23 protein-coding genes and 5 pseudogenes are annotated in these 25,830 nt (G+C 37.5%); 8 read left to right on the forward strand and 20 right to left on the reverse strand.

Annotated elements, in window-relative coordinates:
- Positions 1-187: 187 nt before the first annotated feature.
- Positions 188-523 carry a hypothetical protein gene (locus AMS59_RS24925; RefSeq protein WP_156304581.1) on the forward strand — a complete coding sequence of 112 codons (336 nt, stop codon included), beginning with the start codon at positions 188-190 and terminating at the stop codon, positions 521-523.
- 255 nt (positions 524-778) lie between these two features.
- Here the strand turns inward: AMS59_RS24925 and AMS59_RS07455 are convergent, their stop codons facing one another.
- The 6 genes from AMS59_RS07455 to AMS59_RS07480 form a co-directional block, all read right to left on the reverse strand.
- On the reverse strand, positions 779-2,029 hold the full coding sequence (locus AMS59_RS07455; protein ID WP_053483131.1) for a thymidine phosphorylase: 1,251 nt from the start codon (positions 2,027-2,029) through the stop codon (positions 779-781).
- 14 nt (positions 2,030-2,043) lie between these two features.
- On the reverse strand, positions 2,044-3,225 hold the full coding sequence (gene deoB, locus AMS59_RS07460) for a phosphopentomutase (protein ID WP_053483132.1): 1,182 nt from the start codon (positions 3,223-3,225) through the stop codon (positions 2,044-2,046).
- Between the two features lie 89 nt (positions 3,226-3,314).
- Positions 3,315-4,217 (reverse strand): site-specific tyrosine recombinase XerD, encoded by a 903-nt coding sequence (gene xerD, locus AMS59_RS07465; RefSeq protein WP_053483133.1) that lies wholly within the window; start codon positions 4,215-4,217, stop codon positions 3,315-3,317.
- A 638-nt stretch (positions 4,218-4,855) separates the two neighbouring features.
- The gene (locus tag AMS59_RS07470; RefSeq protein ID WP_004232171.1) at positions 4,856-5,320 is read right to left on the reverse strand and encodes a Fur family transcriptional regulator; all 465 of its coding nucleotides are present in this window, start codon (positions 5,318-5,320) and stop codon (positions 4,856-4,858) included.
- Positions 5,321-5,512: 192 nt separating this feature from the next.
- Positions 5,513-6,025 (reverse strand): hypothetical protein, encoded by a 513-nt coding sequence (locus AMS59_RS07475; protein WP_053483134.1) that lies wholly within the window; start codon positions 6,023-6,025, stop codon positions 5,513-5,515.
- Positions 6,026-6,098: 73 nt separating this feature from the next.
- Positions 6,099-6,635: an NUDIX domain-containing protein gene (locus tag AMS59_RS07480; protein ID WP_053483135.1), complete on the reverse strand. Its 537-nt coding sequence runs from the start codon at positions 6,633-6,635 to the stop codon at positions 6,099-6,101.
- A 76-nt stretch (positions 6,636-6,711) separates the two neighbouring features.
- Between AMS59_RS07480 and AMS59_RS07485 the strand changes: the two genes are divergently transcribed.
- Both AMS59_RS07485 and AMS59_RS07490 read left to right on the forward strand, forming a co-directional pair.
- Complete coding sequence (locus AMS59_RS07485) at positions 6,712-7,611, forward strand: aldo/keto reductase (RefSeq protein ID WP_053483136.1); 900 nt, start codon at positions 6,712-6,714, stop codon at positions 7,609-7,611.
- Entirely contained in the window at positions 7,608-8,078 is a 471-nt protein-coding gene (locus AMS59_RS07490) for a VanZ family protein (protein WP_053483137.1), read from the forward strand. The genes AMS59_RS07485 and AMS59_RS07490 overlap by 4 nt, the downstream gene beginning before the upstream one ends.
- 112 nt (positions 8,079-8,190) lie before the next feature.
- Here AMS59_RS07490 and AMS59_RS24930 read toward each other — a convergent pair.
- A pseudogene (locus tag AMS59_RS24930) lies at positions 8,191-8,347 on the reverse strand (Tn3 family transposase); the annotation flags it as partial.
- Here AMS59_RS24930 and AMS59_RS07495 point away from each other — a divergent pair.
- The 4 genes and pseudogenes from AMS59_RS07495 to AMS59_RS07510 all read left to right on the forward strand — a co-directional run.
- Positions 8,348-8,833: pseudogene (locus AMS59_RS07495) on the forward strand (recombinase family protein); the annotation flags it as partial.
- A gap of 60 nt (positions 8,834-8,893) precedes the next feature.
- Positions 8,894-9,856 carry a YafY family protein gene (locus tag AMS59_RS07500; RefSeq protein WP_053483139.1) on the forward strand — a complete coding sequence of 321 codons (963 nt, stop codon included), beginning with the start codon at positions 8,894-8,896 and terminating at the stop codon, positions 9,854-9,856.
- Between the two features lie 77 nt (positions 9,857-9,933).
- A complete protein-coding gene (locus AMS59_RS07505; protein ID WP_053483140.1) occupies positions 9,934-10,566 on the forward strand; it encodes a type 1 glutamine amidotransferase family protein in 633 nt (210 codons plus the stop codon).
- Between the two features lie 931 nt (positions 10,567-11,497).
- On the forward strand, positions 11,498-12,616 hold the full coding sequence (locus tag AMS59_RS07510; protein ID WP_053483141.1) for a hypothetical protein: 1,119 nt from the start codon (positions 11,498-11,500) through the stop codon (positions 12,614-12,616).
- Between the two features lie 224 nt (positions 12,617-12,840).
- On the opposite strand, the gene AMS59_RS07515 is transcribed toward AMS59_RS07510, so the two are convergent.
- From AMS59_RS07515 to AMS59_RS07560, 10 genes are all read right to left on the reverse strand, one after another.
- Positions 12,841-13,344: a GNAT family N-acetyltransferase gene (locus AMS59_RS07515; protein WP_053483142.1), complete on the reverse strand. Its 504-nt coding sequence runs from the start codon at positions 13,342-13,344 to the stop codon at positions 12,841-12,843.
- A gap of 261 nt (positions 13,345-13,605) precedes the next feature.
- Entirely contained in the window at positions 13,606-14,259 is a 654-nt protein-coding gene (locus tag AMS59_RS07520; RefSeq protein ID WP_053483143.1) for an L-fuculose-phosphate aldolase, read from the reverse strand.
- 44 nt (positions 14,260-14,303) lie between these two features.
- A complete protein-coding gene (locus tag AMS59_RS07525; RefSeq protein WP_053483144.1) occupies positions 14,304-15,092 on the reverse strand; it encodes a DeoR/GlpR family DNA-binding transcription regulator in 789 nt (262 codons plus the stop codon).
- Between the two features lie 20 nt (positions 15,093-15,112).
- The gene (mtnA, locus tag AMS59_RS07530) at positions 15,113-16,147 is read right to left on the reverse strand and encodes an S-methyl-5-thioribose-1-phosphate isomerase (RefSeq protein WP_053483145.1); all 1,035 of its coding nucleotides are present in this window, start codon (positions 16,145-16,147) and stop codon (positions 15,113-15,115) included.
- Positions 16,147-17,340 carry an S-methyl-5-thioribose kinase gene (mtnK, locus tag AMS59_RS07535; RefSeq protein WP_082337424.1) on the reverse strand — a complete coding sequence of 398 codons (1,194 nt, stop codon included), beginning with the start codon at positions 17,338-17,340 and terminating at the stop codon, positions 16,147-16,149. The genes mtnA and mtnK overlap by 1 nt, the downstream gene beginning before the upstream one ends.
- Positions 17,341-17,352: 12 nt before the next feature.
- The gene (locus AMS59_RS07540) at positions 17,353-18,327 is read right to left on the reverse strand and encodes an ABC transporter permease (protein ID WP_234007706.1); all 975 of its coding nucleotides are present in this window, start codon (positions 18,325-18,327) and stop codon (positions 17,353-17,355) included.
- Positions 18,314-19,837 (reverse strand): sugar ABC transporter ATP-binding protein, encoded by a 1,524-nt coding sequence (locus tag AMS59_RS07545; RefSeq protein ID WP_369814313.1) that lies wholly within the window; start codon positions 19,835-19,837, stop codon positions 18,314-18,316. Before AMS59_RS07545 ends, AMS59_RS07540 begins: the two co-directional genes overlap by 14 nt.
- Before the next feature lie 316 nt (positions 19,838-20,153).
- On the reverse strand, positions 20,154-21,248 hold the full coding sequence (locus tag AMS59_RS07550) for a sugar ABC transporter substrate-binding protein (RefSeq protein WP_053483148.1): 1,095 nt from the start codon (positions 21,246-21,248) through the stop codon (positions 20,154-20,156).
- 478 nt (positions 21,249-21,726) lie between these two features.
- Entirely contained in the window at positions 21,727-21,993 is a 267-nt protein-coding gene (locus AMS59_RS07555; protein WP_053483149.1) for a YqkE family protein, read from the reverse strand.
- A 23-nt stretch (positions 21,994-22,016) separates the two neighbouring features.
- Positions 22,017-23,201, reverse strand: coding sequence for an acetyl-CoA C-acetyltransferase (locus tag AMS59_RS07560; RefSeq protein ID WP_053483150.1), 1,185 nt, complete (start codon positions 23,199-23,201; stop codon positions 22,017-22,019).
- Between the two features lie 256 nt (positions 23,202-23,457).
- Between AMS59_RS07560 and AMS59_RS07565 the strand changes: the two genes are divergently transcribed.
- Positions 23,458-24,429 (forward strand): alpha/beta hydrolase, encoded by a 972-nt coding sequence (locus AMS59_RS07565; RefSeq protein WP_053483151.1) that lies wholly within the window; start codon positions 23,458-23,460, stop codon positions 24,427-24,429.
- Between the two features lie 198 nt (positions 24,430-24,627).
- Here AMS59_RS07565 and AMS59_RS24120 read toward each other — a convergent pair.
- The 3 pseudogenes from AMS59_RS24120 to AMS59_RS24125 all read right to left on the reverse strand — a co-directional run.
- Positions 24,628-24,873, reverse strand: a pseudogene (locus AMS59_RS24120) (S-ribosylhomocysteine lyase); the annotation flags it as partial.
- 189 nt (positions 24,874-25,062) lie between these two features.
- Positions 25,063-25,428: pseudogene (locus AMS59_RS07570) on the reverse strand (RNA-guided endonuclease InsQ/TnpB family protein); the annotation flags it as partial.
- Positions 25,429-25,452: 24 nt separating this feature from the next.
- Positions 25,453-25,572 (reverse strand): annotated as a pseudogene (locus tag AMS59_RS24125) (MerR family DNA-binding transcriptional regulator); the annotation flags it as partial.
- Between the last annotated feature and the right edge of the window lie 258 nt (positions 25,573-25,830).

A 25,830-nucleotide genomic window follows, 5' to 3' on the forward strand; every position in this document is an offset into this window, starting at 1 on the left:
TTTGTTTTTGGCGTGGAAGCGTAGCGGCAGTGACAAGATGTTGTCACGAGGGCGTTGTAACAGGATGTGATGCTCTTAGCATTTGTTCCTCTGCTAGCTCGCTCCAGGTCTCATCTGTGTCGCTATAATCCCCAAGAATTCGCCGCACAATCTTCACTCCAATCAACTTGCGGTTCTATCCACGATTTTGGCTGCTCTATCCGTCGCTCTGGCTCTTCTTTCCGTCGCTTTGACTCTTCTTTCCGTCGCTTCGGCCCTTCTTTCCGTCGCTCTGGCCCTTCTTTCCGTCGCTCTGGCTTCCTTCCGTCGTTTTGACTCTTCTTTCCGTCGCTTCGGCCCTTCTTTCCGTCGCTCCGGCTCTTCTTTCTGTCGCTTCGGTCCTTCTTTCCGTCGCTTCGGCCCTTCTTTCCGTCGCTTTGACTCTTCTTTCCGTCGCTTCGGCCCTTCTTTCCGTCGCTCTGGCTCTTCTTTCCGTCGCTTCGGCCCTTCTTTCCGTCGCTCTGGCTTCCTTCCGTCGCTTTGACTCTTCTTTCCGTCGCTCTTGCTCTTCTTTCCGTCGCTCCAGCTCTTCTTTCCGTCCCTCCTGCTCTTCTTTCCGTCGCTCTTGCTCTTCTTTCCGTCGCTCCGGCTTTTCTTTCCGTCCCTCTGCTCTTCTCTCCATCGCTCGAACCCTTCTCTCCGCCGCTTGAACCCTTCTTTCCGCCGCTTCGACTTCCGCTTTTTAAAACAGAAAAAAGCGAGAACCCCCTTTGTTAAAGAGAATTCTCGCTCCAATTTTTTATGCAATTGTATAAGCCTTTTGTACTTTTTCGATTGTTTCCTCATCGATTTGACGATTTGAATATAAATAAGCAATCGTCTCATCAGCACGAACATGGTCACCTTTTTTGGCAATCAATTGAATACCAGCATCATAATCAAGCTCAGATTCCTTTGTTAATCGACCTGCACCAAGACCAACGCTAGCTTCCCCGATTAATAATGCATTAATCGTCTCTACAGTGCCTTCAATTGGTGCTTTAACAACAACTTTATTTGCTGTGTCTTTTTGCAAGATATCTGTTAAATCGCCACCCTGTGCGACGATAAATTCCTCAAATTTTGCTGCAGCTGAACCATCCTCTAATACTCGTTTAACAGCTGCTGTTGCTTCAGACTCATTTACTCCTGCTGCAACTTGGTACATAAGCGAAGAGATCATAATACATTCCTCTAGAAGATCCTCATGCGTTTCGCCCATACGTCCATTTAATAGAGCAAATGCCTCTACTACTTCAAGCTTATTGCCAATCATTTTACCTAGCGGGTTATCCATATCACTAATATGCGCGACTACTTTACGTCCTAGCTTTTCACCGATTGCAGTCATCGTATCAGCTAAAACTTGCGCTTCTTTTTCTGTTTTCATAAATGCACCTGAGCCACATTTGACATCAAGTACAATGCCGTCTGCACCACTTGCTATTTTCTTACTCATGATAGACGCGGCAATAAGTGGTATAGAATCGACAGTACCCGTCACATCTCGCAACGCATATAATTTTTTGTCAGCTGGTACAAGATTGCCTGTTTGACCAGCAACTGCAATTTTATATTTATTGACATTGTCGATAAATTCTTGTGATGAAAGCTCTGTTTTAAAGCCACGGATCGATTCTAATTTATCAATTGTACCACCTGTAATACCTAGACCCTTACCACTAAATTTCGCCACCGGAATATCTAGTGCAGCAATTATCGGAGTGACAATTAGTGTAACTTTATCGCCTACACCGCCTGTTGAGTGTTTATCAATTTTAAAACCTTCAATAGAAGATAAATTAATAACATCTCCAGATTCTATCATCGCTTTTGTTAAATAAAATGTTTCATCATATGTCATACCTAATAAACGGATTGCCATTAGTAGGGAGCTTGCTTGATAATCAGGAATTGCACCAGTAGTGTATCCCTCTACAAAATACTGAATTTCGGCCTGTGTTAGCTCCTTGCCTTGCTTCTTCTTTTCAAATAGCTGTGCCATATTCATATCGAAAATCCCCCTTACTTCAGATCGTTTAAAAAGCTTTTACCAAACTCCGGTGCTTCTACTTTGAAGTTTTCAGCAACTGTCGCTGCAATATCTGCAAAAGTTTCACGAAGTGCTAGCTCGCTACCACCATTAAAGCGTGGTGAATAGATAATTAACGGTACATATTCGCGTGTATGGTCTGTCCCAGGGAATGTTGGATCATTACCGTGGTCCGCCGTAATAATTAGTAGATCGTCTTCAGTCATTGCCTCAGTAATTTCAGGTAAACGTGCATCAAATTCTTGTAGTGCGTTACCATAACCTAGAGGGTCACGACGGTGTCCAAAATTCGCATCAAAGTCCACTAAGTTTAAGAAACTTATACCATGGAAATCACGACGTACTACCTCTGCAAACTTATCCATACCATCCTTATTATTTTTCGTACGTACTGCTTCCGTAACGCCTTCACCGTTGAAAATATCAGAAATTTTCCCGATTGCGATAACATCTAAACCTGCATCCTGTAAGACATTCATCGTTGTGCGACCAAATGGCTTTAACGCATAGTCATGACGATTAGATGTACGTGAGAAGTTTCCTGGTGTACCGACAAATGGACGAGCAATAACACGGCCAACTAAATATTCTGGTTGTAATGTTAGCTCACGAGCAATTTCACAAATTTTATATAATTCCTCTAATGGAATAATTTCTTCATGTGCAGCAATTTGCAAAACAGGGTCAGCAGATGTATAGACAATAATCGCTCCTGTCTCCATATGCTCCTTGCCGAAGTCCTCAATTACTTGTGTTCCACTTGCAGGTTCATTGCAAAGGACTTTGCGGCCTGTACGTTTTTCCAGCTCTGCAATTAGCTCAGCAGGGAATCCTTCTGGATATACTTTAAACGGTTTATCAATATTTAACCCCATGATTTCCCAGTGCCCTGTCATAGTATCTTTACCAACAGATGCTTCTTGCATTTTTCCGTAGTATGCTTTTGGTTTGTCAGTAGCTTGCATACCTTGTAATGGTTCAATATTCGCTAAGCCGAAAGACTCCATATGTGGCATTGTAAGCCCATTCATTTTTTCAGCGATATGTCCGAGAGTATGTGAACCTACATCTCCAAAATTCGCTGCGTCTGGAGCTTCACCAATTCCAACTGAGTCCAATACTACTACATGGATTTTATTAAATGGTTTATTCATAATTTTGCCTCCTAATCTCTTGTCTCTATTTTACCAAAAAACAGCGAAAAATAAAGGTCAGACATCCGACTGACAAATAATTTTCTCTCTTAAGCGCGTGGATGAAATTGCTTATAAACTTCTGATAGTCGAGATTTACTAATATGTGTATAAATTTGTGTTGTAGAAATATCGGCATGTCCAAGCATCTCCTGTACTGCTCGTAAATCCGCACCATTCTCCACTAAATGGGTTGCAAAGGAATGACGTAATGTATGTGGCGTTAATTCATGCTTAATGCCTGCTTTTAAAGCGTGCTCCTTCATTAATTTCCAACAACCTTGCCTTGTTAAACGTTTTCCTCGTTGATTGATAAAAAAAGCTTCTGTTTTTGGATATTTCCCTTGTAATTGACTCCGTGCACCATCTAAATAAGTACTTAATGCTGAAAGGGCGCTTTTCCCAAGAGGAATGATACGCTCCTTGCCTCCCTTACCAAAAACGCGTACAAAGCCCATCGTTAGGTGAATATCAGCTAAATCCAATGCAATCAGCTCACTAATGCGCATCCCTGACCCATATAATAGCTCTAGCATTGCTACATCCCGAATGCCCTGAGGTTTGCTGCGGTTTGGTGCCGCTAATAAAGCTTCAATTTCTTCAATAGAGAGGACTTTTGGTAGCTTCTGCTCAATGATCGGCATTTCTAAATGGACTGTCGGATCTGTTTCAGCTCGCTTTTCTCGGAGTAAAAATTGATGGAAACTACGAATGGAGGAGATATGGCGGGCAACAGTACGACTTGTCTTTCCTTGCATACGTAACTGCTCTAAATGACGCAAAATGGTTGTCCTTGCCACTTTACGAAAATCAGACATTCCCTCCACTTCCCGCAAAAAATTCACGTAATTTTCTAAGTCTCGGCGATAAGATGCTAATGTATTATCAGATAATTGTCGTTCTACTTGGATAAAATGGATATAATCCTCTATTGCATATTGAAATTCATTCATCACAGCGCCCCCTTACTGTCAATTATTCTCTATTTTAGCACGGCTATTCGAATTGTGCTAAAACAGGAGTGTTGAATAACTATTCTTAGCCATATCTAATCAATTGTGCCTTGGCATAATTGCGTCTGGAATCGGCTTTGTGCTTAGGCCTGCGTGATGCAGGTCAGTTAGCCGTTATCGCATGGATGCGATGGTTTTAGGCTAACATCCCCTAAGAACTCCTTTCCGATTCCATGACATCCGCCGGAGGCTTTAGGCCAACATGATGTTGGTCACTCAGTCGTCGCCACAGGACGTGGCGATCTTAGACTGAGTTCTTCTATTTCAGCGGGCGTTTGGACACCCACTGAAAAATAGCTTACATTCGCATTCATCTCACCACCTATAGAGGTGGGAGACTTCTGCTGAAATAAGTTAAATAAAAGACGCTAATTTCCACTACGGGCGAGTGTCGAGCCGCTTCCTCCGCTACAATTAACTAAAAATGAGCATACATAAGCAAAATAAAAAATTCTTTAAGGGCTATTAAAAACCTTTTTTCTCAATCAACATGCCTAGTATTACTAAATCTTATTTGAATAAAACAAAAAACTGCCCGATTCAATCTATAACTTAAGATTAAAACAGACAGCTTCTCGTTATTTTTCTTCATTCGATTCGTCGTTTTTATCATGACAGCGCCAGCAAATGCCGTGGAAAGTTAGTCGGTGATCCTTTATGATAAAGTTCCAACGTTTTTCAACAACGGCTTCCACATCTTCAAGTAAATCTTCTTGAATTTCATCAACCGCACCACATTCGATACAAACAAGATGATGGTGGAAATGCGCAGCTCCCTCTTGGCGTAGATCATAGCGCGAAACGCCATCGCCAAAGTTGATTTTGTCGACAATTTTGAGCTCAGTAAGTAATTCTAACGTTCTATAGACAGTAGCAAGACCAATTTCTGGTGCCTTTTCTTTTACTAAAAGGTAAACGTCTTCTGCACTTAGGTGGTCTTCCTCGTGCTCAAGCAGTACAGCAACTGTTGCTTCTCGCTGCGGCGTCAGCTTATAACTAGCACTATGCAACTGTTTTTTTATACGATCAATTCGGCTTTCCATGTGACGCCCCCCTAAACTCTTTCCATTATACCAAAGGAGTAAATCCTATTACAAGATAGTGAATAGATTTCAATATGCTTCTGTGTTTTTTTCCTGATGCTAAATTTTCGTAGCTCATCACCATAATATGCGGTTGATTTAACAAATGTCATTCACAGCTTTTGGTGATAAGCCACTTCCAAAGTGTATTGATCAATTTATTACATAAGAAATAACAATAAACTCAGCCACTATTATGATGAAAAATGCGATAAAATTCAACAAAATTGTCCGACCATCTATCATTTTCCCGATTTTTCTCTTCGACCAAGCTGGTACAAGTAAATTGCATAGGTTTAGCAACAATATACAATAGATGAGCTGAAATGGAAACCACCAAATCGTATAAACCCAGAAAGCTTCAAGCTTTTGTAATAAAAAAACCGAGCTAAAACCAAAAAAGGTAGCTCGCATCGCTACTGTTACACGTACTAAAACCTTCAAGACACTATGTGTTGCCAGCAATAGTACAAGAGCTATTGAAACAGCAACAGGTAACACTAAACGAAATAGAGAATGCCTGTCCCCATTTGTTAAACGAGGCTCTATAAATGAAATAAAAGGCTCTGCATTCGGCCCACCAATAATATGAAATAAGATAACGCCACAAACGAAACTCACAGCAATAATGGAAGCGTGATAAAATATAGACACCGTACGAGACATAAACATGCTCCTTTTCTATCAAGGTTTGTACAGCTTATGCTCGTCCGCTTCTATTATGCTAAAGATTATTTTCTTATTGTGCAGCAAGCCAAAGTACTGCAAACGCTGTCTTGGCGTCAAATATACGCTCATCTGCAACCATTTGCCCCGCTTCTTCCAACGAAACTTCTAATAATTCGACAAATTCATCTTCATCTAGATCTGCTTTATTTTCAACTTTATATAAATCTTTTGCCACAAATAGATGGATAATCTCGTCTGCGAAGCCTGGAGATGTTGCAAACGCTTGTAAATAAGTTAAGCTTTGTGCACCGTAACCTGTTTCTTCCTCTAATTCACGGCGCGCCGTCACAATAGGTTCCTCACCAGGTTCAAGCTTACCAGCTGGAATTTCAATAATTGAACGTTCTAAAGCTTTGCGATATTGCTCCACTAATACTAACTTGCCTTCATCGGTAACAGCAATAACTGCAACTGCACCAGGATGCTTTATAATTTCTCTTTTTGCAACATTACCATTCGGTAAAGTGACATCATCAACTTGTAGTTTCACAATTTTCCCGTCATAAATGGGTGTAGTCTTTGTCGTTTTTTCTTCAAACTTTTTCATTGACTATAACCTCGCTTGTTCTTCAGATATGTTCATTGTACCATTACAAGTAGAGAAATCGAAGGAGGGCATTGGCATGAAAAAAAGACAGCTTGGCTCAAGTGAATTGTTAATTTCAGAAATTAGTTTAGGGGGCATGTCTCTTTCGACGGATAAGAAAAAGGCTGCAGAGATCGTCGATATGGCATTAGATGCTGGCATTAATTACATCGATACAGCCGATTTATATGATTTTGGGGCAAATGAAGAAATGATCGGCGCTATTTTAGGAAAACGTCGTCAAAATGTAATAGTCGCGACGAAAGTTGGTAATCGATGGACAGAAGGTGTAGAAGGTTGGCATTGGGATGCATCCCCTTCTTATCTAAAGGAAGCTGTACACGCTAGCTTGAAACGACTAGGTACTGACTATATTGATGTTTATCAGTTACACGGTGGGACTACCCAGGATAATTGGGATGGCATTATCGACACATTTGAAGATTTGAAAAAGGATGGTTTGATTCGAGAATATGGCATTTCTTCTATCAGACCAAATGTACTAAAGCGTTTTTTACCAGCAAGCTCTGCAAAAAGTGTCATGATGCAATATAGTGCTTTGGATCGTCGTCCAGAAGAATGGCTCGATTTTATCGCAAGTGAGGGGGCTTCCGTTGTAACACGTGGGACTGTTGCAAAAGGTATACTAACAAATAGCTGGCAAGAGCGGTTACAGCGTGTCAATGGCTTTAACACTTACACAGTGGACGAATTAACAGCAACATTAACAGGTTTAGCTTCATATTATGACGATTTACATGCACTAGCACTCGCCTTTAATCTGGCGGAATCTACTATCGCCTCAACAGTGATTGGTGCAAGCTCACAGGAACAGCTGGCGCAAACACTCGCTGCCTATGAAAAAATGGATTCGATAACAGATTTTAAAGCAGTAAAAGAGCTAACAAAAGCCGAACAATATATGGAGCACCGATGAAAAAATGGCTTATTTTAATAGCATTTTTAGTAGTACTTGCGATTTCCTCTAGTATGACCTATCAACAACAGTCTATTATTCCAGAATTGGAGCAAGTATTAGCAAATAAGCCGTTTGAAAAGCAATTATCTGTTTTAAAAATTCCTTATTGGGACACAGTTGTTTCTGTGGAAGAACGTGGTTACTTTAAGTTTGTAGAATTTTTAATTCGGAAATTAACGCATTTTGTTGGATTCGGCTGCATTGCACTTGCAATATATTTTGTATGGGGAAAGCGTCGGCTCGCAGCAGGTGTCGCTATTGGCGGGACAGCTCTTATTGCAATGCTTGATGAGTTTCGTCAAAGCTTTACACCAGGACGCATGATGAGCGGACAGGATGTTATTGTGGATACAGCGGGCGCAATTGTTTTTGTTGGGATTGTAGTGTTGGTGAAGAAAATTTTAAAAAGACAAAGGGCTCTTTAAATTTTATTAAGTCAAGTTATAAGCTGAAACTACTTTAAGGGGTACCGTCAGGAAAATGCGGATTTACAACGCTAAGCCTATTTTCAAGACGATCCCCCCATTTTTAACAACGTTAAGAATGTTTTAGTGGTCTTAAAGAATCTAATGAGATCACTTTCTCCGAATTAAAATGGTATTCTCCTAGTAAATTAATATGTTCCCCAGCCTAAAGGTGACATATGGTGCAATAACTCTTCATTAAAACTACCTGTCCGTTTTTGATATTCAACTTTGAAGAAAAAGTTTCCGGAGCAACAAAAGATCGTGAGCAACTTCAAAAAATGTTAGAGGAAATACAAGAAGGTGACATCATTTATGTTACGGACTTAACTCGGATTACTCGTAGTACACAAGATTTATTTGAATTAATCGATAACATACGAAGTAAAAAGGCAAATTTAAAATCCTTAAAAGATACATGGCTAGATTTATCAAAAGATAATCACTACAGCCAATTCTTAATGACGGTTATGGCGGGTGTAAACCAATTAGAACGTGATCTTATCCGTATGCGGCAGCGTGAAGGGATTGAACTGGCTAAGAAAGAAGGAAAGTTTAAAGGTCGGTTAAAGAAGTACCATAAAAATCATGCAGGAATGAATTATGCAGTAAAGCTTTATAAAGAAGGAGATATGACTGTAAATCAAATTTGTGAAATGACAAATGTGTCTAGGGCCTCATTATATAGAAAGCTATCGGAAAGGAACAGTCGATGAGTTATACCAAAAATCGGAAATATATAATAGAAAATAAATTTCATATAGAGGTGGAATTATATGCCTAAAATTGACAATATGTTAGCAATTTTATGGATGCTTCGTTCAGGTGAAAAAATTACTGCAAAACAAATTTCAGAAAAGTTAGAGATGAATATAAGGACTGTTTATCGTTATATTGATACACTTTCAACAAGTGGTGTACCAATAATTTCAGAACCAGGACATAACGGTGGATACACTTTATTGAACAATTTTATTGAAGCTCCTCTTTTTTTTGATTTTGAGGAGCAAACCTCACTATTTCACGCTGCTGTTTTTGCAGAAGAAGCCGGATATTATGGAGGTGAAGCACTAAATAGGGCTATTTCAAAGCTAAGCAAATATTCAAATCAAGAGCAGGAAACAAAGGTAAACCAACATTTAACCAGTCTTGAAGTAATAAGTCGATTAAGTTCTCACACTATGGAACCTTTCTTAAAGGACTTAGAGCAGGCTGTAGCTGATGGATACTCTATAAAAATTCTATACCATAAAAGTGGCGAAGAGCAATCAAAGTATAGATTGGTTGATCCGTACAGAATTATTTATTGGAATAATAAGTGGTATTTGATTGGATTTTGTCATCTCAGGAATGATATCCGTAGTTTTAGAGTAGATCGAATTGAAAGTCTAATGCTAACCAAAAATAAGTTTAACCAGCCAGAAAATTTTTCAGCACGTGACTTTTTTATGAAAAACCTCCTTCCAACTATAGAAGATAAAGAAGGGATTATTTCTTTAGTTATTAATGGAAATACAAGTACGTTGGATGATATTTGCCAACATTGGTTTTTAGGACATTATTTACAAGAACGGACTTCAAATCAAGCTGTTTTTCTTCTTGAAAAAGATATGATACATACATATGTACCTTATTTACTTTTACCGTACAATAAATCTATTAAAGTTATTGAGCCAATAAGTCTTAAGAAAAGACTTATTGAAGTTCTGTCGGAATTAATAAAATTTCATCAAGTATAATATAACTTCCCTGACGTTAGCTGTCAGGGAAGTTGTATTATACTTGGCTATATCAATTGGGATTGGAGTGTTATTTAATGCAAACAAAAAAAGTTTATCTTTATGTATTTAATACAATGTCAGACTGGGAATATGGGTATTTAATTGCTGAACTAAACTCAGGAAGATATTTCAAAAAAGATTTAGCACCTTTAAAAGTAGTCACAGTGGGAGCTAATGAAGAAATTATTACTACAATGGGAGGACTGAGCATAAAACCAGATATTTCCTTTGATGAATGTACTCTTGAGAGTAAAGACCTTTTAATTTTACCTGGAGGGACTACTTGGAGGGAAGATATTCATCAACCTATCATGGAAAGAATTGGCGAAGCTTTAAAGCTTGGCACTATTGTTGCTGCAATTTGTGGTGCAACTGAGGGTCTCGCGAATATGGGATACCTAGATTCTAGAAAGCATACAAGTAATAACTTAGAGTATATTAAAATGGTGTGTCCTAATTATAAAGGAGAAAAATTTTATGAGATAGGACCTGTAGTATCTGATGCAAATTTAGTTACTGCATCAGGAGTAGTACCTCTGGAATTTGCGATGGAAGTACTGAAAAAATTAGATGTATTTGCACCAGATACATTACATTCATGGTATAACCTAAATAAGACTCACAAACCTGAATACTTCTTCCAGTTAATGAATTCAATAAATAGATGAGCTTAAAATCAACTTAGCAGTTTTATATTAGTTCAGGTGTGTTGATTAACCATTTTTATACATCCAAAGAGGCTGATTTCCGCTACGGGCTACTCGCTTTCCTGCGGGCGAGCGTCGAGCCGCTTCCTCCGCTTCGCTCCGTGCAGGGTCTCGGGCCAACACGATGTTGGTCACGAAGGCGTTATCACAGGATGTGATGGTTTTAGCCTTCGTTCCTCTATCGCTTTCCCGCGGGAGTCGAGTAGCCCTACGCTACAATCAGTTAAAATGGAAATATATTGGCAAAGTGGTAACGAAAAAATCATTTTATCGCTCAATAATAAACTTATTTTTTCCTAATCAACACGCCTGATATTTGTTAAATAATTACCATGCTTTGATGTCAAAGCATGGTTTTTGTCCATAACCTAAAATTTTATAGAAGTACAAAAATTACAAAGCACTACCGAAGTTATTGTAAATAGAACTAATAACTAAATCTCTTTTTAATCTTATTGAACAACGGTGGACTTGTAATATTTAAAGCTCCTTAACGTTGTAAATCCGCATTTTCCTGACGGTACCCCTTTAAATAGGGTATTCTTATTTAATGTCACACAATATATGTATAGAAATTAAAAGGAATTCAAATTTACTTGGATTGAGTTTAGGACAGATAAAAATTATCAAAAACACTTACTTCGGTAGGTGTTTTTGTATTTTCTATATGTGGTCTTTCATATCAATTCCTCTTCATTATTACTGTCATAAATTACCTTCCTTAATTTTCATAAAATCTTAAGAAATCCCCTAAGTTTTTATTAATAATTATTCTTTATACTTAGTACTATCCTGATGAAAGGGATACAAGGTACGAAAGAACCATTACTACGAACACTGCATTTTAGCATATAATGGTATTTTGTTAAGTTAAATAAAAGGAGAAATCACTATGAAAAAAACAACTAAGAAATCTTGGATGATTGTATCGGCACTATCAATAGGAATGGCTGTCTTCACGCCACATCAAGCTGAGGCAACAACAGCAAAACCAACAAATGAAATAACTGTTAAAGCTGAGCAACAAATTAAAGGAACTATTAAAAGCGTTCTCGAAGATAGCATCACAATCAAAGGAAAAGACGGTAAAAACTATTATATCGGAATTCAGAAATTTTCAGATGAGCAAATAGCAAAAATGAAGTTAGTTGAAGGTCAGGAAATCTCTGTAGAAGGTAGCTTAGTAGAAGATTATTCAGACTTCTATACGTTTGATGTATATAAGAAAAGCTTACCTAAAGAAATAACAAAAGAAGATTTAGCAAAATTAGAAAAAATGTTTAATCAAATGAAAAAGTTAGAGAAAGGAGAGAAATATGATGAATTAGATAAAATTATTATTGGAATGGATAAAATCATAAAGCCGTATTTTTTAGCTAGCTGGGTACCAGAATCCTTCGAAAAGGTCCTAGAAGATTATGGTTTTAGTGATAAAAATATTGTTATTAAAGAAAACGATAAAAAACAGCTAAAAGATATTTATCAACAGTGGATCAAACTACAGAAATCTGGTAAAGAAGAAAAAGCACAAGAAAAATTTGATGAATTCCAGAAGATTCTTCAACCTTACTTAGATGCACTATATCCACCAGTAACATTCGAACAATACATTTCAGATATGGAATTAAATATTCCAGCTGAAGCAATGCCAAAACTAAAAACAATTTATAAAGATGCCCAAAAAGCAGATAAGGAGAAAAATGATCAATTATCTGAAAAGCTATGGAATGACTTCAATGAAATGATTAATCCATACACGAAGCCACTTAGCTTTGAAGATTACTTATCTAACTTTGATTTCGAAATCAAAGCAACAGATAAAAAACAATTAAAAAAGCTTTATGAAGAAGCAATAGCTCTTGATAAAAAAGGTGACTCTGAAAAATCTAGTGAAAAATGGGCTGCTATCGACAAAATTTTAAAACCATATTATGAAGCAAATAAAGAAATTTTAATCTCAGCTTCTAAAGTAACAATAAACGGCAAAGTTTACCTCACACAGCATAAGTAAAGGATTTCAGGCTATATTCCTTACGTCATTGAAAAATGATTTAGGGATTAGCCTCTTTCTTTTCCTAGCTCTGCACAAATATACACTCTCTTTCAAGGTCGCAGAAGTGAGCTTCAGGAAGCCCACTTCTGTGATGTACTAATTATTTAATATAATGTGTGACATTAAAGACAACCTCTTGATATTTCTGTTTTATAATACATTCACTTGTCTTTAATTTGATGTCAGACGAATCTCCAAAAATATAGTTCTTCAGATTCTGAATATAATGTTGCCCCCGCTTTTTGTAAGACTTTATGCGAGGCAATATTATTTTTATCTGTATCAGCAACCACATAATTAACAGTAGATTGACGTAGTAACCAATCTTTCATCACCCTAACAGTTTCCGTCATGTATCCCTTTCCCTGATATTGAGGAAATGTGTAATACCCGATTACGACTTCGCCCTGCTCATTCGGTAGACCTTTTAGCATAATGCCACCAACGATACAGTTTTTTTCTATCGATACGATTAACCAATTTGTGTACCAAATATAATTTTCCTCTTCTTCTAATACTTTCGATAGTCTAAACTTCAAAGCTTGTCTTAATTCTTCATCAAGAAAAACTGCTTTACTACTCACTGACAACTCTATTTCCAATGTCTTTTCTTCATTAATTAGTAAGTCTAAATTCTTTGCATTTAATGGGATTAATCTTAATCTTTTAGTGCTTAATTCAATCATTTTTTCTCTCCTATCATAGATTGTAACTAAACTATTATTAAGAGATATATGTATTGGCAACGTCTCCTGTTTTTTAAGATGATTAATTTTATCATTACAGGTATATAATGTAAATCACTATATCTTTATGACTAATTGTTCCGATAAAAACATAAATCATTCCGATAAATCTTAGAATCTTTCCGATAAATCTCGAAATCTTTCCGATAAATAAAATATCCCTCCTCGAAAAGTTGATAATTCGAGGAGGGGTTTAAATGATTATTTATTTTCTACTGGTTTCCCGTAACTTTTGAATCGTTCTAACATATATGTCATTTCTTGATCATCTAAAATAACTGGTGTACCAATAGATCTAGCACGAATATATACTTCTGCACATAGTTCTATTTCTTCAGCGATATTAAAGGCTTCTTCCACATTTGCACCAGCTGCTAACAAACCATGATTAGCTAGTAAAACTGCTTTCGAACCTTCCATTGCTTTAAGTGCATTTTCTCCAAGAGCTGGTGTGCCAAAGCTTGCGTACTCAGCACATTGAACTGCTTTACCTGCTACTGCAACCAAATATGAGACTGCAGGTAAGGGCTCACGCAAACAAGAAAGTGTTTTGGCAAAAATAGAATGTGTATGCACAACCGCTTTAAGTTCAGTGCGCCTTTTATACACCATTGTATGCATCGCCCATTCACTAGAAGGTTTATGATGCCCCTCAATTATTTGTCCCTCTAAATCAATCAATACGATATCAGCAGCGGTTAGCTCATCGTAGGGGATACCACTCGGACTTATGGCGACGCAATTTTCAGAAGGAACATAGATACTAATATTTCCACCAGTTCCTTTTGTTAATCCATTTCGAATCATTAATTGACAATGCCGAACAACTTTTTCTCGCTCTGTTTGAAGTCTCATCTAATTCCACCTTTCACCATTGCTCTATCACAATATGGTGTCGCTTATTTTTTTCGAACAATGCGTACATCTAAATTACTTTTCAAAAACTCATTAACGACTTCTTGCTGTTCGTCGTTAAATGGTTTAATTTCATCAACAATAATTGTAGAAATAGCATCAGCTGGCATGACTTGGAATAGTTTTTTGACGCCAACCTTGCTCTGATCAATAAGTGCTATTACCTCATTAGATTTGTGAATCATCGCTTGTTTAGCTTCGCCCTCATCAATTGTTGAGTCGGTTAATCCTTCTTGTAATGTCAAGCCCCTTGCAGAGATGAACAGTTTATCGATATTGATAGATTCCATATATTTCTTCAAAGACGTTCCCATCGTTGAAATAGAGTTTGGACGTACATAACCGCCGAGTAAAATCGTCGTCACTTCACTCGATATTAAATCGAGGGCAACGCTTATATTATTCGTAACAACTGTTATATTCTTGATTCCTTTAATCAATTTTCCGACTTCTGCTGCCGAAGTACTTGCATCGATACCAACTACGTCACCATCTTGAATTAATGTAACCGCTTCTTGGGCCATTAATTGCTTAGCTTCTAAATTTTCAGATGCGCGTAAATTTAAATTATCTTCACCAAAGGATTTTTGGATAGGCTTTGCGCCACCCAACACACGAATTAATAACCCTTCACTTTCCATCTTTTCTAAATCGCGTCGAATCGTCATCTCAGACACTTGAAATCGTTCACTTAAATCTGAAATTTCTACGTAATTTTTTTGGTTCACTAGTTTATTAATTTCATCTTGTCTTCGTTTAAGAGAATTTGTCATGCGTGTCATCCTATCTTTGATTAGTTAAAAATTGCACGCACCTTTTCTTCTGTCGGGTGTTCGATAATCCCTTTTTCTGTGACAATCGCTGTTATGAGTGCAGCAGGTGTCACATCAAAAGAAGGATTGTACACCTTCACATCAGCTGGCGCGACATATTGTCCTGTTGGTTTTAACACTTCATCTACACTCCGCTCTTCAATCGGGATATTTGCACCAGTTGGGCAATGTAAGTCAATCGTTGGTGTAGGTGTCGCTACATAAAAGGGAATATTATAGTATTTAGCTAAAATAGCCACACCGAGTGTCCCAATTTTGTTAGCAACATCGCCATTTGCTGCTACACGATCACAACCAACGATAACTCCCTGCACTTTGCCTTGTGCCATCACCGTCGCTGCCATATTATCCGTAATCAACGTAACATCAATACCAACATTAAAGAGTTCAAAAGATGTCAGCATGGCACCTTGGAAACGAGGTCTTGTCTCGTCAGCAAATACTTTAAAACTCATCCCCCGCTCCTTTGCCAAATAAAAAGGAGAAGTTGCTGTGCCGTATTTTGTTGTAGCTAGAGCCCCAGCATTACAATGAGTTAGTACCCCTTGACCATCTTCCAATAGCGTCAATAAATGTTCACCTATGGAACGATTAATATCGATATCTTCAGTATGAATAGCTATCGCTTCTTGTAATAAAATGTCCTGGAATGTTTCTAAATCATTCGTCTCTATTTGTATGGCTTTCTGTTCCATTCTTTCTAAAGCCCAGAATAAATTGACAGCTGTAGGACGAGACGTTGCTAAATACTGTACTTGCTTTTGTACCTCTTCCTTTGCCGCTCTAACAGAACCTTCATAGTGCTGAATCGCCACATATACCCCGTAAGCTGCTGTTACACCTATGGCCGGAGCCCCTCGTACAATCATTGTATGAATAGCATTCCATACTTTCTCTACAGTTTGGACTTCTACATACACAATGTCATTTGGCAATTTTGTTTGATCTAGTAGAATGAGTGTATCTTTTTTCCATTCTATTGTATTCAATTCCATTAAATCAACACCCCATTCTTATATTTGTGTAATAGCTTAATATAGCCTTGAATATGGCTGATCTCCTTATTTAAAACACACTCTTTAGCAATCTTTAAACAACGTCTTTCGGCTGTTATACGAGCGTCAATTGGTTCAATGGTCGTAATATCTGCTACTTTGGCTAAGCCAATTATTCGACGGTTCATTTCAATCCCTGCAATTGCAAATGCATCTCGACAAATTCGTTCCATATAATCGTCAAGAAAGGCTGAGTAAACAGCAAACTGCTCCGTTGATGTGGCTAAGATATTTCGTGCCTTCTTATGGAATAATTGAATAGTAGATAGTAATGTTTCTTCAATCCACGAAACAAATTCGTCTTCTTCGTAAGCTAATCCTCTTGTCCAGGCAAATGTTAGGTTAGCGATTAAATTCCCCACATCATAACCTACAGGTCCATAAAAGGCGAATTCTGGATCAATAACCTTCAATGTTTTCTCATTAATAAAAATAGAGCCTGTATGCAAATCACCATGTAAAAGCGCTTGCGCCTCTGTTAAAAATTGCATTTTCCGTTTAGCAACTTCTAAATGTAAGTCTGTATCCTCGTATACATACGAATGTATCCACTCTTCATTTCCAACCGTTAAAATATTTTGCTTTTTGAAATCAATATAAGGCTCCGTATAAACTAGATGTTCTGTAATTTCACACAGCTCAGGGTTGATGAATCGCTTTTGGAATTCTTTTTTCTTTTTTGGATCTAGTAAAAAATCCGTTGTTCGAATAAGATTTTCCGCCATAAAAGTAGAGATTAACTCGGCGAAATGATCATACGTTTTAAATACGTTCAATTGCTTTCTCATAATCTCAAAATCTTTTAAATCTTCCATTACGCAACAACTCATAACTTCATCAAACAATAAAATTTCCGGTACAAGGGAAGGTGTTAGCTCACCCTCAATCATTAAAGCTTCTGTTTCTATTCGATTCCGATCTGTCGATAGCACGAAATCATCAGAGATACGAGCTTGTGGACCAGCTTGTTTGACGATGACAGAGTCACCTTGCTCATTTTTCACACGAAATACATAATTTAAATTTCCATCACCAATTTCGTCACTATGTAGTGTTCCACTAAAACCTTTAATTTTTGCTTGTACATAGCTTTTAACATCTTCTTCGTTCATTAAAAAATATTTGGAATACATAACAATAACCTCCTATTTTTTTCTACTGTAATACGTTGAAGCTAGCGCAAATGCTAAAACAAGTCCTTTAATAATATTTAAGGAATAGTAAGGAACTGATAACATGACTAATCCATTTTCTAAAATACCGACTAATGCGGCTCCGAATAATGTTCCAATGGCATTTGGTTTACCGTGACCAGCAAATGATTGCCCTATAAAAGCTGCGGCAACAGCTGGCATTAAATAACCTGCACCTGCATTAATTTGTGCAGACCCGATTTGAGACGCGAGTAATAACCCACCAATCCCGGCTAAAACTGCTGAAAAAATATAAGCTAACATTTTATAACGGTTGACAGAAATTCCTGATAATTTTGCTGCTTCTTCATTGCCGCCAACAGCGTATAAAAAACGTCCATGTTTGGTATATGTTAAAAATACATGTACTAACATAACGATGACCAACATGATTAAAATGATCCAAGGTGTCTTACTTAACAATAAGAAGAAATCCGAAATTCTCCCTTCTGTTGGTGTCCCATCTAAACGAGGCATCCCAACAGAGATTGAACCACCCCCTGTATAGGTCATCGCAACACCTTCAACAATAAACATAGTTGCTAATGTAGCAAACAAATCGGGTATTTTCACTTTAACGATTAAAAACGCATTAAATAGTGCTACACAAAGTACGGCTAAAATAGCAACCAAAATGGATACACCTGTTGGCATGTTAAACCATACAAACATAGATACAACAACTGAGTTCGCCAATGTAGCTGTCGAACCAATCGATAAATCAAAACCATTAACAGATAAAGAAACTGTTAATCCAACTGCTATAATCGTAACGATTGAAATACTTCTTAAAATATTTAAGACATTATTTGTCTGCATAAAATTAGGGATAGAAACAGTGAAAACAATAATCAATAAAATAACAGCTAATACAATGGCCCAATCCTTTATAAATAATAGCGTTTGATTATTTTTACGCTCTTGCATACGCTTCGCCTCCAGTAGCATAGAACATAACTTCATCTTCTGTCGTTTCGCTAGTGACTAACTCTTTCACAATTTTCCCGTCGTACATCACGTAGATTCGATCAGTAATTAACAAAATTTCACTTAACTCACTCGTCGCATAGATAACGCTCTTTCCTTCTTTTGCCTGCTCATCAATTAAATTAAAAATATCGCTTTTAGCTCCGACATCGACACCTTTTGTAGGTTCGTCAAACAGAAGAATTTCTGCATCGGTCATTAACCATTTACCAATTGCGATTTTCTGTTGATTACCACCAGAAAGATTCGCCACCTTTTGATGTTCGTTCGGTGTTTTAGCACCTATTTTTTGAATCATCAATCGAGCAGCCTCTCGTTCTTTCTCTTGTTTAATAAAACTACCTAAACGTGTGAATGGCTGTAAATTGGCTATCGATAAATTTTTGAATATCGGCTCTTCAACAAATATCCCTTCTTTCCGGCGTTCTTCAGGAATTAAACCGAAATGGTTTTTAACAGCATGGTAGGGAGTTAGGTTTTTAATAGGTTTTCCATACAATTCAATGGAACCAGCTTTAATATTAGACATGCCAAATATCGCTTTGCATAATTCTGTTTTCCCAGCTCCTACCAAACCAGCAAGACCAATAATCTCATGTTTATTGACATGAAAAGATACGTCATTAACTAATCCTGAATCGTCGACAAGATGGTTGACCTGTAAAGCTATTTGTCCTTTTTCTTTTAATTTTTTGTGATGAACTAAATCGAAAGTTTTACCAAGCATTTGCTCGATAACTTGATTTTGAGTAATCTTTTCAATTAAGCTTTCTTTTACGATTCTACCGTCTTTCATAATGGTGATTTTTTCGCAGATCTCAAATAGCTCTGGTAGCCGGTGAGAGATAAAGACAATTCCAAGATGATGATTTTTAACTAAATCTCGGACTATAGAAAACAATTTCTCCGTTTCTGCTTGGCTTAAAGGGGCGGTAGGTTCATCTAATATAAGAAATTTTCTCTCATGAATTAATGCTCGTGCTATTAACACCATTTGTTTGTCCGCTAAAGAGATATCCTGCACCTTTTTTTCAATATTTAACTCAATACCAATCCGATCTAACACATCCTTTGCACATTGACGGATTTTTCGCCAATTGATAATTGACTTTTTATCGAATATCAGTTGATCTAGCATAATGTTCTCCGCAACACTTAAATAGGGTATTAACGCTGTATCTACTTCTTGATAAACAATATCTATACCTAATTCCTTTGATTTTTTCGCATCAGTAATAGAAACTAGTTCACCGTTGATAAAAATATCACCCGTATAATGCGGATAGGCTCCTGAAAGAATTTTCATTAGAGTCGATTTACCAGCCCCATTAGCACCAATGACAGCGTGAATCGTGCCTGATTCTAATTGGAAATCGACATCACTTAAGGCTTTCACACCGGGAAATTCAATTGAAATTTTTTTCATCTCAATCACCGTCTTGGCTTTCAAAACTAACACCCCTTTCACATTAATGTAAAAGAAAACGTCTTATTCAATTATACCTCGGCATAATTGCGTCCTGAATCGGCTTTGTGCTTAGGCCTGCGTGATGCAGGTCAGTTAGCCATTATCGCATGGATGCGATGGTTTTAGGCTAACATCCTTTATTGAACTCCTTTCCGATTCCGTGACATCCGCCGGAGGCTTTAACTTCTTTCAGCCTCATCTCCCCACCTATAGAGGTGGGAGACTTCTGTAGCTGACGCTTTGCTTTCGCTAATAGACATTTGCTGAAAGAAGTTGAAAACAAGACGTCATCTTTCTATTATTTTGAATAGTGTTCACGTAATGTTTTCATCCATTCCTCATCAAAATCATTAGATACACCCCAGCCATCAATAATTTCATTTAGATTGAGCATCGTTGTGTTATCTTTTAAATCACTTTGTTTAATTAACTTTGCAGCTAAATCATACTCTGCAGGAGTTTCTTCACCCGCTAATTTTTTCGCCATTAAACGCATATTCATACGACCTATTAGTGCTGGGTCTACAGCGGCTGTCGAAATCCATTGACTATTATTTTCTTTCATTAAGTTAATATCTTGATTTGATACATCGATTGAAACCAATTTAATGTCTGAACGATTGTTATCTATTAATGATTTATAAGCCCCTTTTGCTAACTCATCCCATGAGCCCCAAATGGCATCTACTGTACCTTCTGGATACTTTGCTAAAACTGCATTCACTTTTGCAGCAATGTCACCTTGAATATCTTGGAAATTAGTTGGTCCAATTGTTTCTAAAGTAACAATTTCACCTTTATCCTCGAACTCTTTATATATTTCCTGACGTCTATCTAAAGGAGATAAACCTCCAAACCATAGTTTAATAACCTTTACAGGCTCCTTACTTAAATCCGCAATTTTTTGAAGTGATAAACGTGCTAACTCATAATCATCTTGGAATGTAGCAGTAACACCATCTAAACTCTGACCATTCTTTTTAGCGACAGTATCAAATAATGTCACTTTAATCCCTTTATCAACAGCAGGCTTAATCATGTCATATGAATAATCTTCCTTACCGTGTGAAATAATAATACCGTCATAATCTTGCTGTATAATTTGCGAAACTAATTCTTGGAACTTAGCATCATTATTTTCAACTATCTGCGTATCCACTTTGAACCCCAAAGCTTCGCCTTCCTTACGTGCACCATCTAAAAATTGTTTCGTATGATCGTCTGATGCTAGATTACGTAATACAGCGATTTTTTTACCGTTTTGTACACCTTCAGGAACACCTTCAATATTTTCGTTTGTGTCACTTCTAGCGTTATTCCCGCTATTGTTACTACAAGCTGTCAAAACAAGTACTACCACAAGCATCATCAACGAGACTCCAAATCTTTTCATGATAATCCCCCTTTTCTATTAAAAATGATATAAAACTCTCGATTAAGCGTTAATTTCATAATAATCATATTATTCAGAACATTTTCTGTCAACTTAAAATGTTAAATTAAATCATTTTTTAGTTAATTTTTTTCATCGATAATTATATTTTGTTTGTTTCAAACTAAATTATTAATCAAAACGTTTATTATTTCACAATACAGAAGAATATATTAAATCAACTCTTTTATCCTCGTGAGTAATACAGATCTATTTGGTAATTTTCACGATTCTTAAATTAAATAATAGAAAAACTGTTTTTAAAAATAGTATTTGGCAACAATTATTTCTTTTTCTAATTGTTCCGATAAAAACAAAAATCATTCCGATAAATCTTAGAATCTTTCCGATAAAACATAAAATTGTTCCGATAAATCTCGGAATCTTTCCGATAAAACATAAAAAACAGTGAACCCGCATTTGGATTCACTGTTTCTCTTTAAAATTTTGAGCCTTTATCGCCGTATTCGTTTAATAGTTCTTCAAACGATTTGTTTTTTTCGCGTTGTTTGCGCTCAAAGGCTTGCTTTGCTTGGCGCTCTTCTTCTGCGGCCTGCTCTTTCGCTGTTAAATCTTGCTTGGCCGCTTTTAATTTGGCAAGCACGTCACCGCCTAACTGATCGGCTAATGTAACTGCCTCCTGCTTTGGTAGACTAGCTGTTACGCTACTATCCACGCGTTGTTGCTGTTTTCGTTTCTTTCCCATTGCAATTCACCTTCTTATTCACTTCAAGGGCGCTTGACAACTGTTGCCACACCTTGCCCACCACCGATACATAGTGTTGCGAGACCTGTTTTTGCATCACGCTTTTCCATCTCATGTAAAAGCGTTACTAAAATACGTGCTCCACTTGCACCAATTGGGTGGCCAAGGGCAATTGCGCCCCCGTTCACATTTAGTTTATCATGATTAAAGCCTAGTTCGCGATCTACAGCGATAGATTGAGCTGCAAAAGCTTCATTTGCTTCAATTAAATCTATATTATCTAACGTCACATCAGCCTTTGCCAATGCTTTCTTTACGGCCGTTACTGGGCCAGTTCCCATAATAGCTGGGTCAACACCCGCGCTTGCGTTCGCTGTAATTAATGCCATTGGTCGAATGCCTAACTCGTCCGCTTTTTCTTTCGACATGACAACGACAGCCGCTGCACCATCGTTAATGCCTGATGCGTTTGCTGCTGTTACGGAGCCATCCTTTTTAAAGGCAGGACGTAGTTTTGATAGAGATTCCGCTGTAACGCCTTGACGCGGGAATTCATCTTTATCAAAAACAATAGGATCGCCCTTACGTTGAGGAATTTCCACCGCTACGATTTCATCGCTAAACTTCCCTGCTGCCATTGCCGCTTCTGCACGCTGTTGTGAACGTGCTGCAAAGGCATCTTGCTCCTCTCGAGAAATCTCATAGACATCACATAAATTTTCAGCTGTAACGCCCATATGATAGTCATTGAAGGCACACCATAGTCCGTCATGAATCATCGTATCGACTACTTTTTGATCCCCCATGCGGAAGCCTTCTCGTGCATTTTTTAAGACATACGGTGCTTGGCTCATATTTTCAAAGCCACCTGCAACGACAATATCCGCATCACCAGCTAAAATGGCTTGTGTCGCTAAGTGAACTGCTTTTAGACCTGAGCCACAAACTTTATTAATCGTTAATGCAGATACTTCATGTGGTAAGCCTGCTGCAATTGCTGCTTGACGAGCAGGATTTTGACCAAGTCCAGCCGATAAGACATTCCCCATAATGACCTCGTCGACTTGTTCGCCTGCTACACCAGCACGTGCTAATGCATCTTTAATAACAATACTACCTAATTTTGTCGCTGGTACATCCTTTAAAGTTCCTTGGAATGAACCAATAGCTGTTCGTACAGCACTTACTATTACTACCTCTTTCGTCATAAACATTCTCCCCTTTTCACCGTTCAAAAATGAACACTGCATGCATATGCTACTAGCAGATATATCTATTTTAACAAATATTTTGACGATTTTCGATAATAGAAATAATCGCAGTTTTGCCAAAGATATTGTAAAATGTTGACGTGTTTTAAACAATCTCAGTTGGGAACATTACAAATAAGAAAAGCGCATACATACGAATGATGTCGTTTGTATGCCTAGACAACAAAAGAAACAGGACGTGGAGGTGCTAATAATGAAAAAGAAAATGCTTTTATTTTCTGGTATAACGACGACGATTGCCGCAGCAGCAACTGGTCTGTTCGGCTTCGCGCTCTCCAATAAATTAATGTACATTAAGCAAAAGGATCCTGAATTTGTTCGTGAACGTGAAACCACGGCTAAACGTTTTGACGAAGCTTGGTACAATAAAAATTTAAAATGTGAATTAAATATTGACTCTCCTAATGACTATACGATCCGCGGCATTATGTTTCAGCCATTGGAAACAAATAATACCATCATTATTTGCCATGGCGTAACAGAAAATAAAATCAACTCCGTCAAATATGCTCAACTTTTTGAAAGACTTGGCTACAATTCCGTTATTTTTGACCATCGTAGACATGGCGAGACAGGTGGGAAAACGACTAGCTACGGCTATTATGAAAAAAATGACCTTGACGCAGTAGTCAAAACTATCAAGGCAATGATTGGTGAAGACGCCATTCTTGGTATTCATGGTGAATCGATGGGAGCCGCAACAATGTTACTATATGCAGGAACTGTAGAGGATGGTGCGGATTTCTATATTTCTGATTGTGCGTTCTCTGATTTCTCAATGCTGCTGAAACAAATTGCGAAGACAGAATTTAAATACGGATCGATTATTCCAATTCGTTTTGCGGATTTCTTTGTCCGCTTGAGAGACGGTTATTCCTTTAAAAGTGTGACACCTTCTGAAGCTGTGACAAATATTAATAAGCCAGTGCTCTTTATCCATAGTATTCCTGACACATTTATCCCAGCTTCCATGTCACTGGATTTATACAATAAAAAAACTGGTCCTAAGAAGCTGAAGCTATTCGATAACGGTGCTCATGCACAGTCCTTTAATGAAAATATGGCTGAATATGAGGATTTAATCCATGACTTTTTAGAAAATTTCATCTACCAAAAAATTAATCGTGAATCTTCTTCGTCCAATGTTATTCCATTTCATTTTTAGGACAAATGAAAACACTAATGTGTCAATAAGTGTCATTTAAATAAAGTATGGCTCTTCCTCAAAATGATCTGTGGAAAAGCAAAGTGGCAGTAACTCTCATAGACACTATGAAAAACCTTGCTATACGAACTGTCTCCTAATTGTTAGATGGTGTCTAACATTTGGGGGCAGTTCAGCACGCAAGGTTTTTAAATTATTTTATTCTGCAAAAACGATATGCCATTCATCACGTTTGGCTAAAAATTCTTTGGCTAACGCTTGTGCACCTTCTAGACTATGGCTAGCTGCCCAGCCGCACTGCACTTCATTGCAGGCTGGGACTGCAGTGGCCTTTGTTACATCGGTAAATGTTTTTTCTAAAATATTTAATAAGTCTTCATAATCATTGTGATTTATTAGCGATACATAGAAGCCAGTTTGGCACCCGATACGAAAAACATATACATTTCTTAAAAAATGTAGACATCTCTACTGTGACACAACTTATATCTTCCGATTTTCGTATTTGTGTCTTCCTTATTCTCCGAGTCTGGTTTCGCAAAAAGCTACTGCCATTTTGTATGACTCTCCAAAGGCTTAAATTCCGCAGTATCGTTGCGTACACATCTAAGGTTTAGTTTCTAGTTAAGCCCCTTAGATTGAATAATTTGCTAAGTTAATGCTTGCGTTCAAATCTCTATCCAGCTTTAATCCACAAGAGCAGATAAATAGTCTGTCTTTCAGTCTCAAATCGGATTTGATTTGTCCACAACTAGAACAAGTTTTTGATGACGGAAACCATCTGTCAGCTTCCACAAATTCAATTCCATACTTTTCACATTTGTAGTGAATTTGCCGTTTGAATTCATAGAATTTTTGCCCAGCTACAGCCTTCGCCAGATGTTTATTTTTCATCAACCCTTTTACATGTAAATGTTCCATGACAATACGAGATGGCTTGGTTTTCACAATCTCATTAGAACACTGATGTAAATGATTTGTTCGGATGTTGTTAAGTCGTTACGGATTTCAGTGTTTTGTTTTTGAGTAATCTCTCGTACAACTAGAAGATACATGGGTATGCATTAACTCGCCCTTTGCGTCCATTCTTCTTAGCGTTACAACATTTACACCAACACGTTTAGCAAATTCCCCAATGGACATTCATTCCATGCGTACCACCTCTCTTTCACTAGGATAAAATCACATTACCCTATTTAGAGAGGTTGTTAACATTTTTATAGTTGTATATATTTTCTTGTTCACACGAAGGCGCAACCCTTCATGCAGTCTTTCTCTCACGAGTAGACCTCTTATGCTTTCACATAAGCGCAGACTATATCTCCATCTTATCTTCTAATAAGAGCCACATTTTTCTTCCGCCATTCGCTTGCGGTTTTACTCTCCCTCAAGGAGATAGTC

Source organism: Lysinibacillus sp. FJAT-14745 (genome assembly GCF_001275675.1).
In the GTDB taxonomy this organism is placed as follows: domain Bacteria; phylum Bacillota; class Bacilli; order Bacillales_A; family Planococcaceae; genus Lysinibacillus.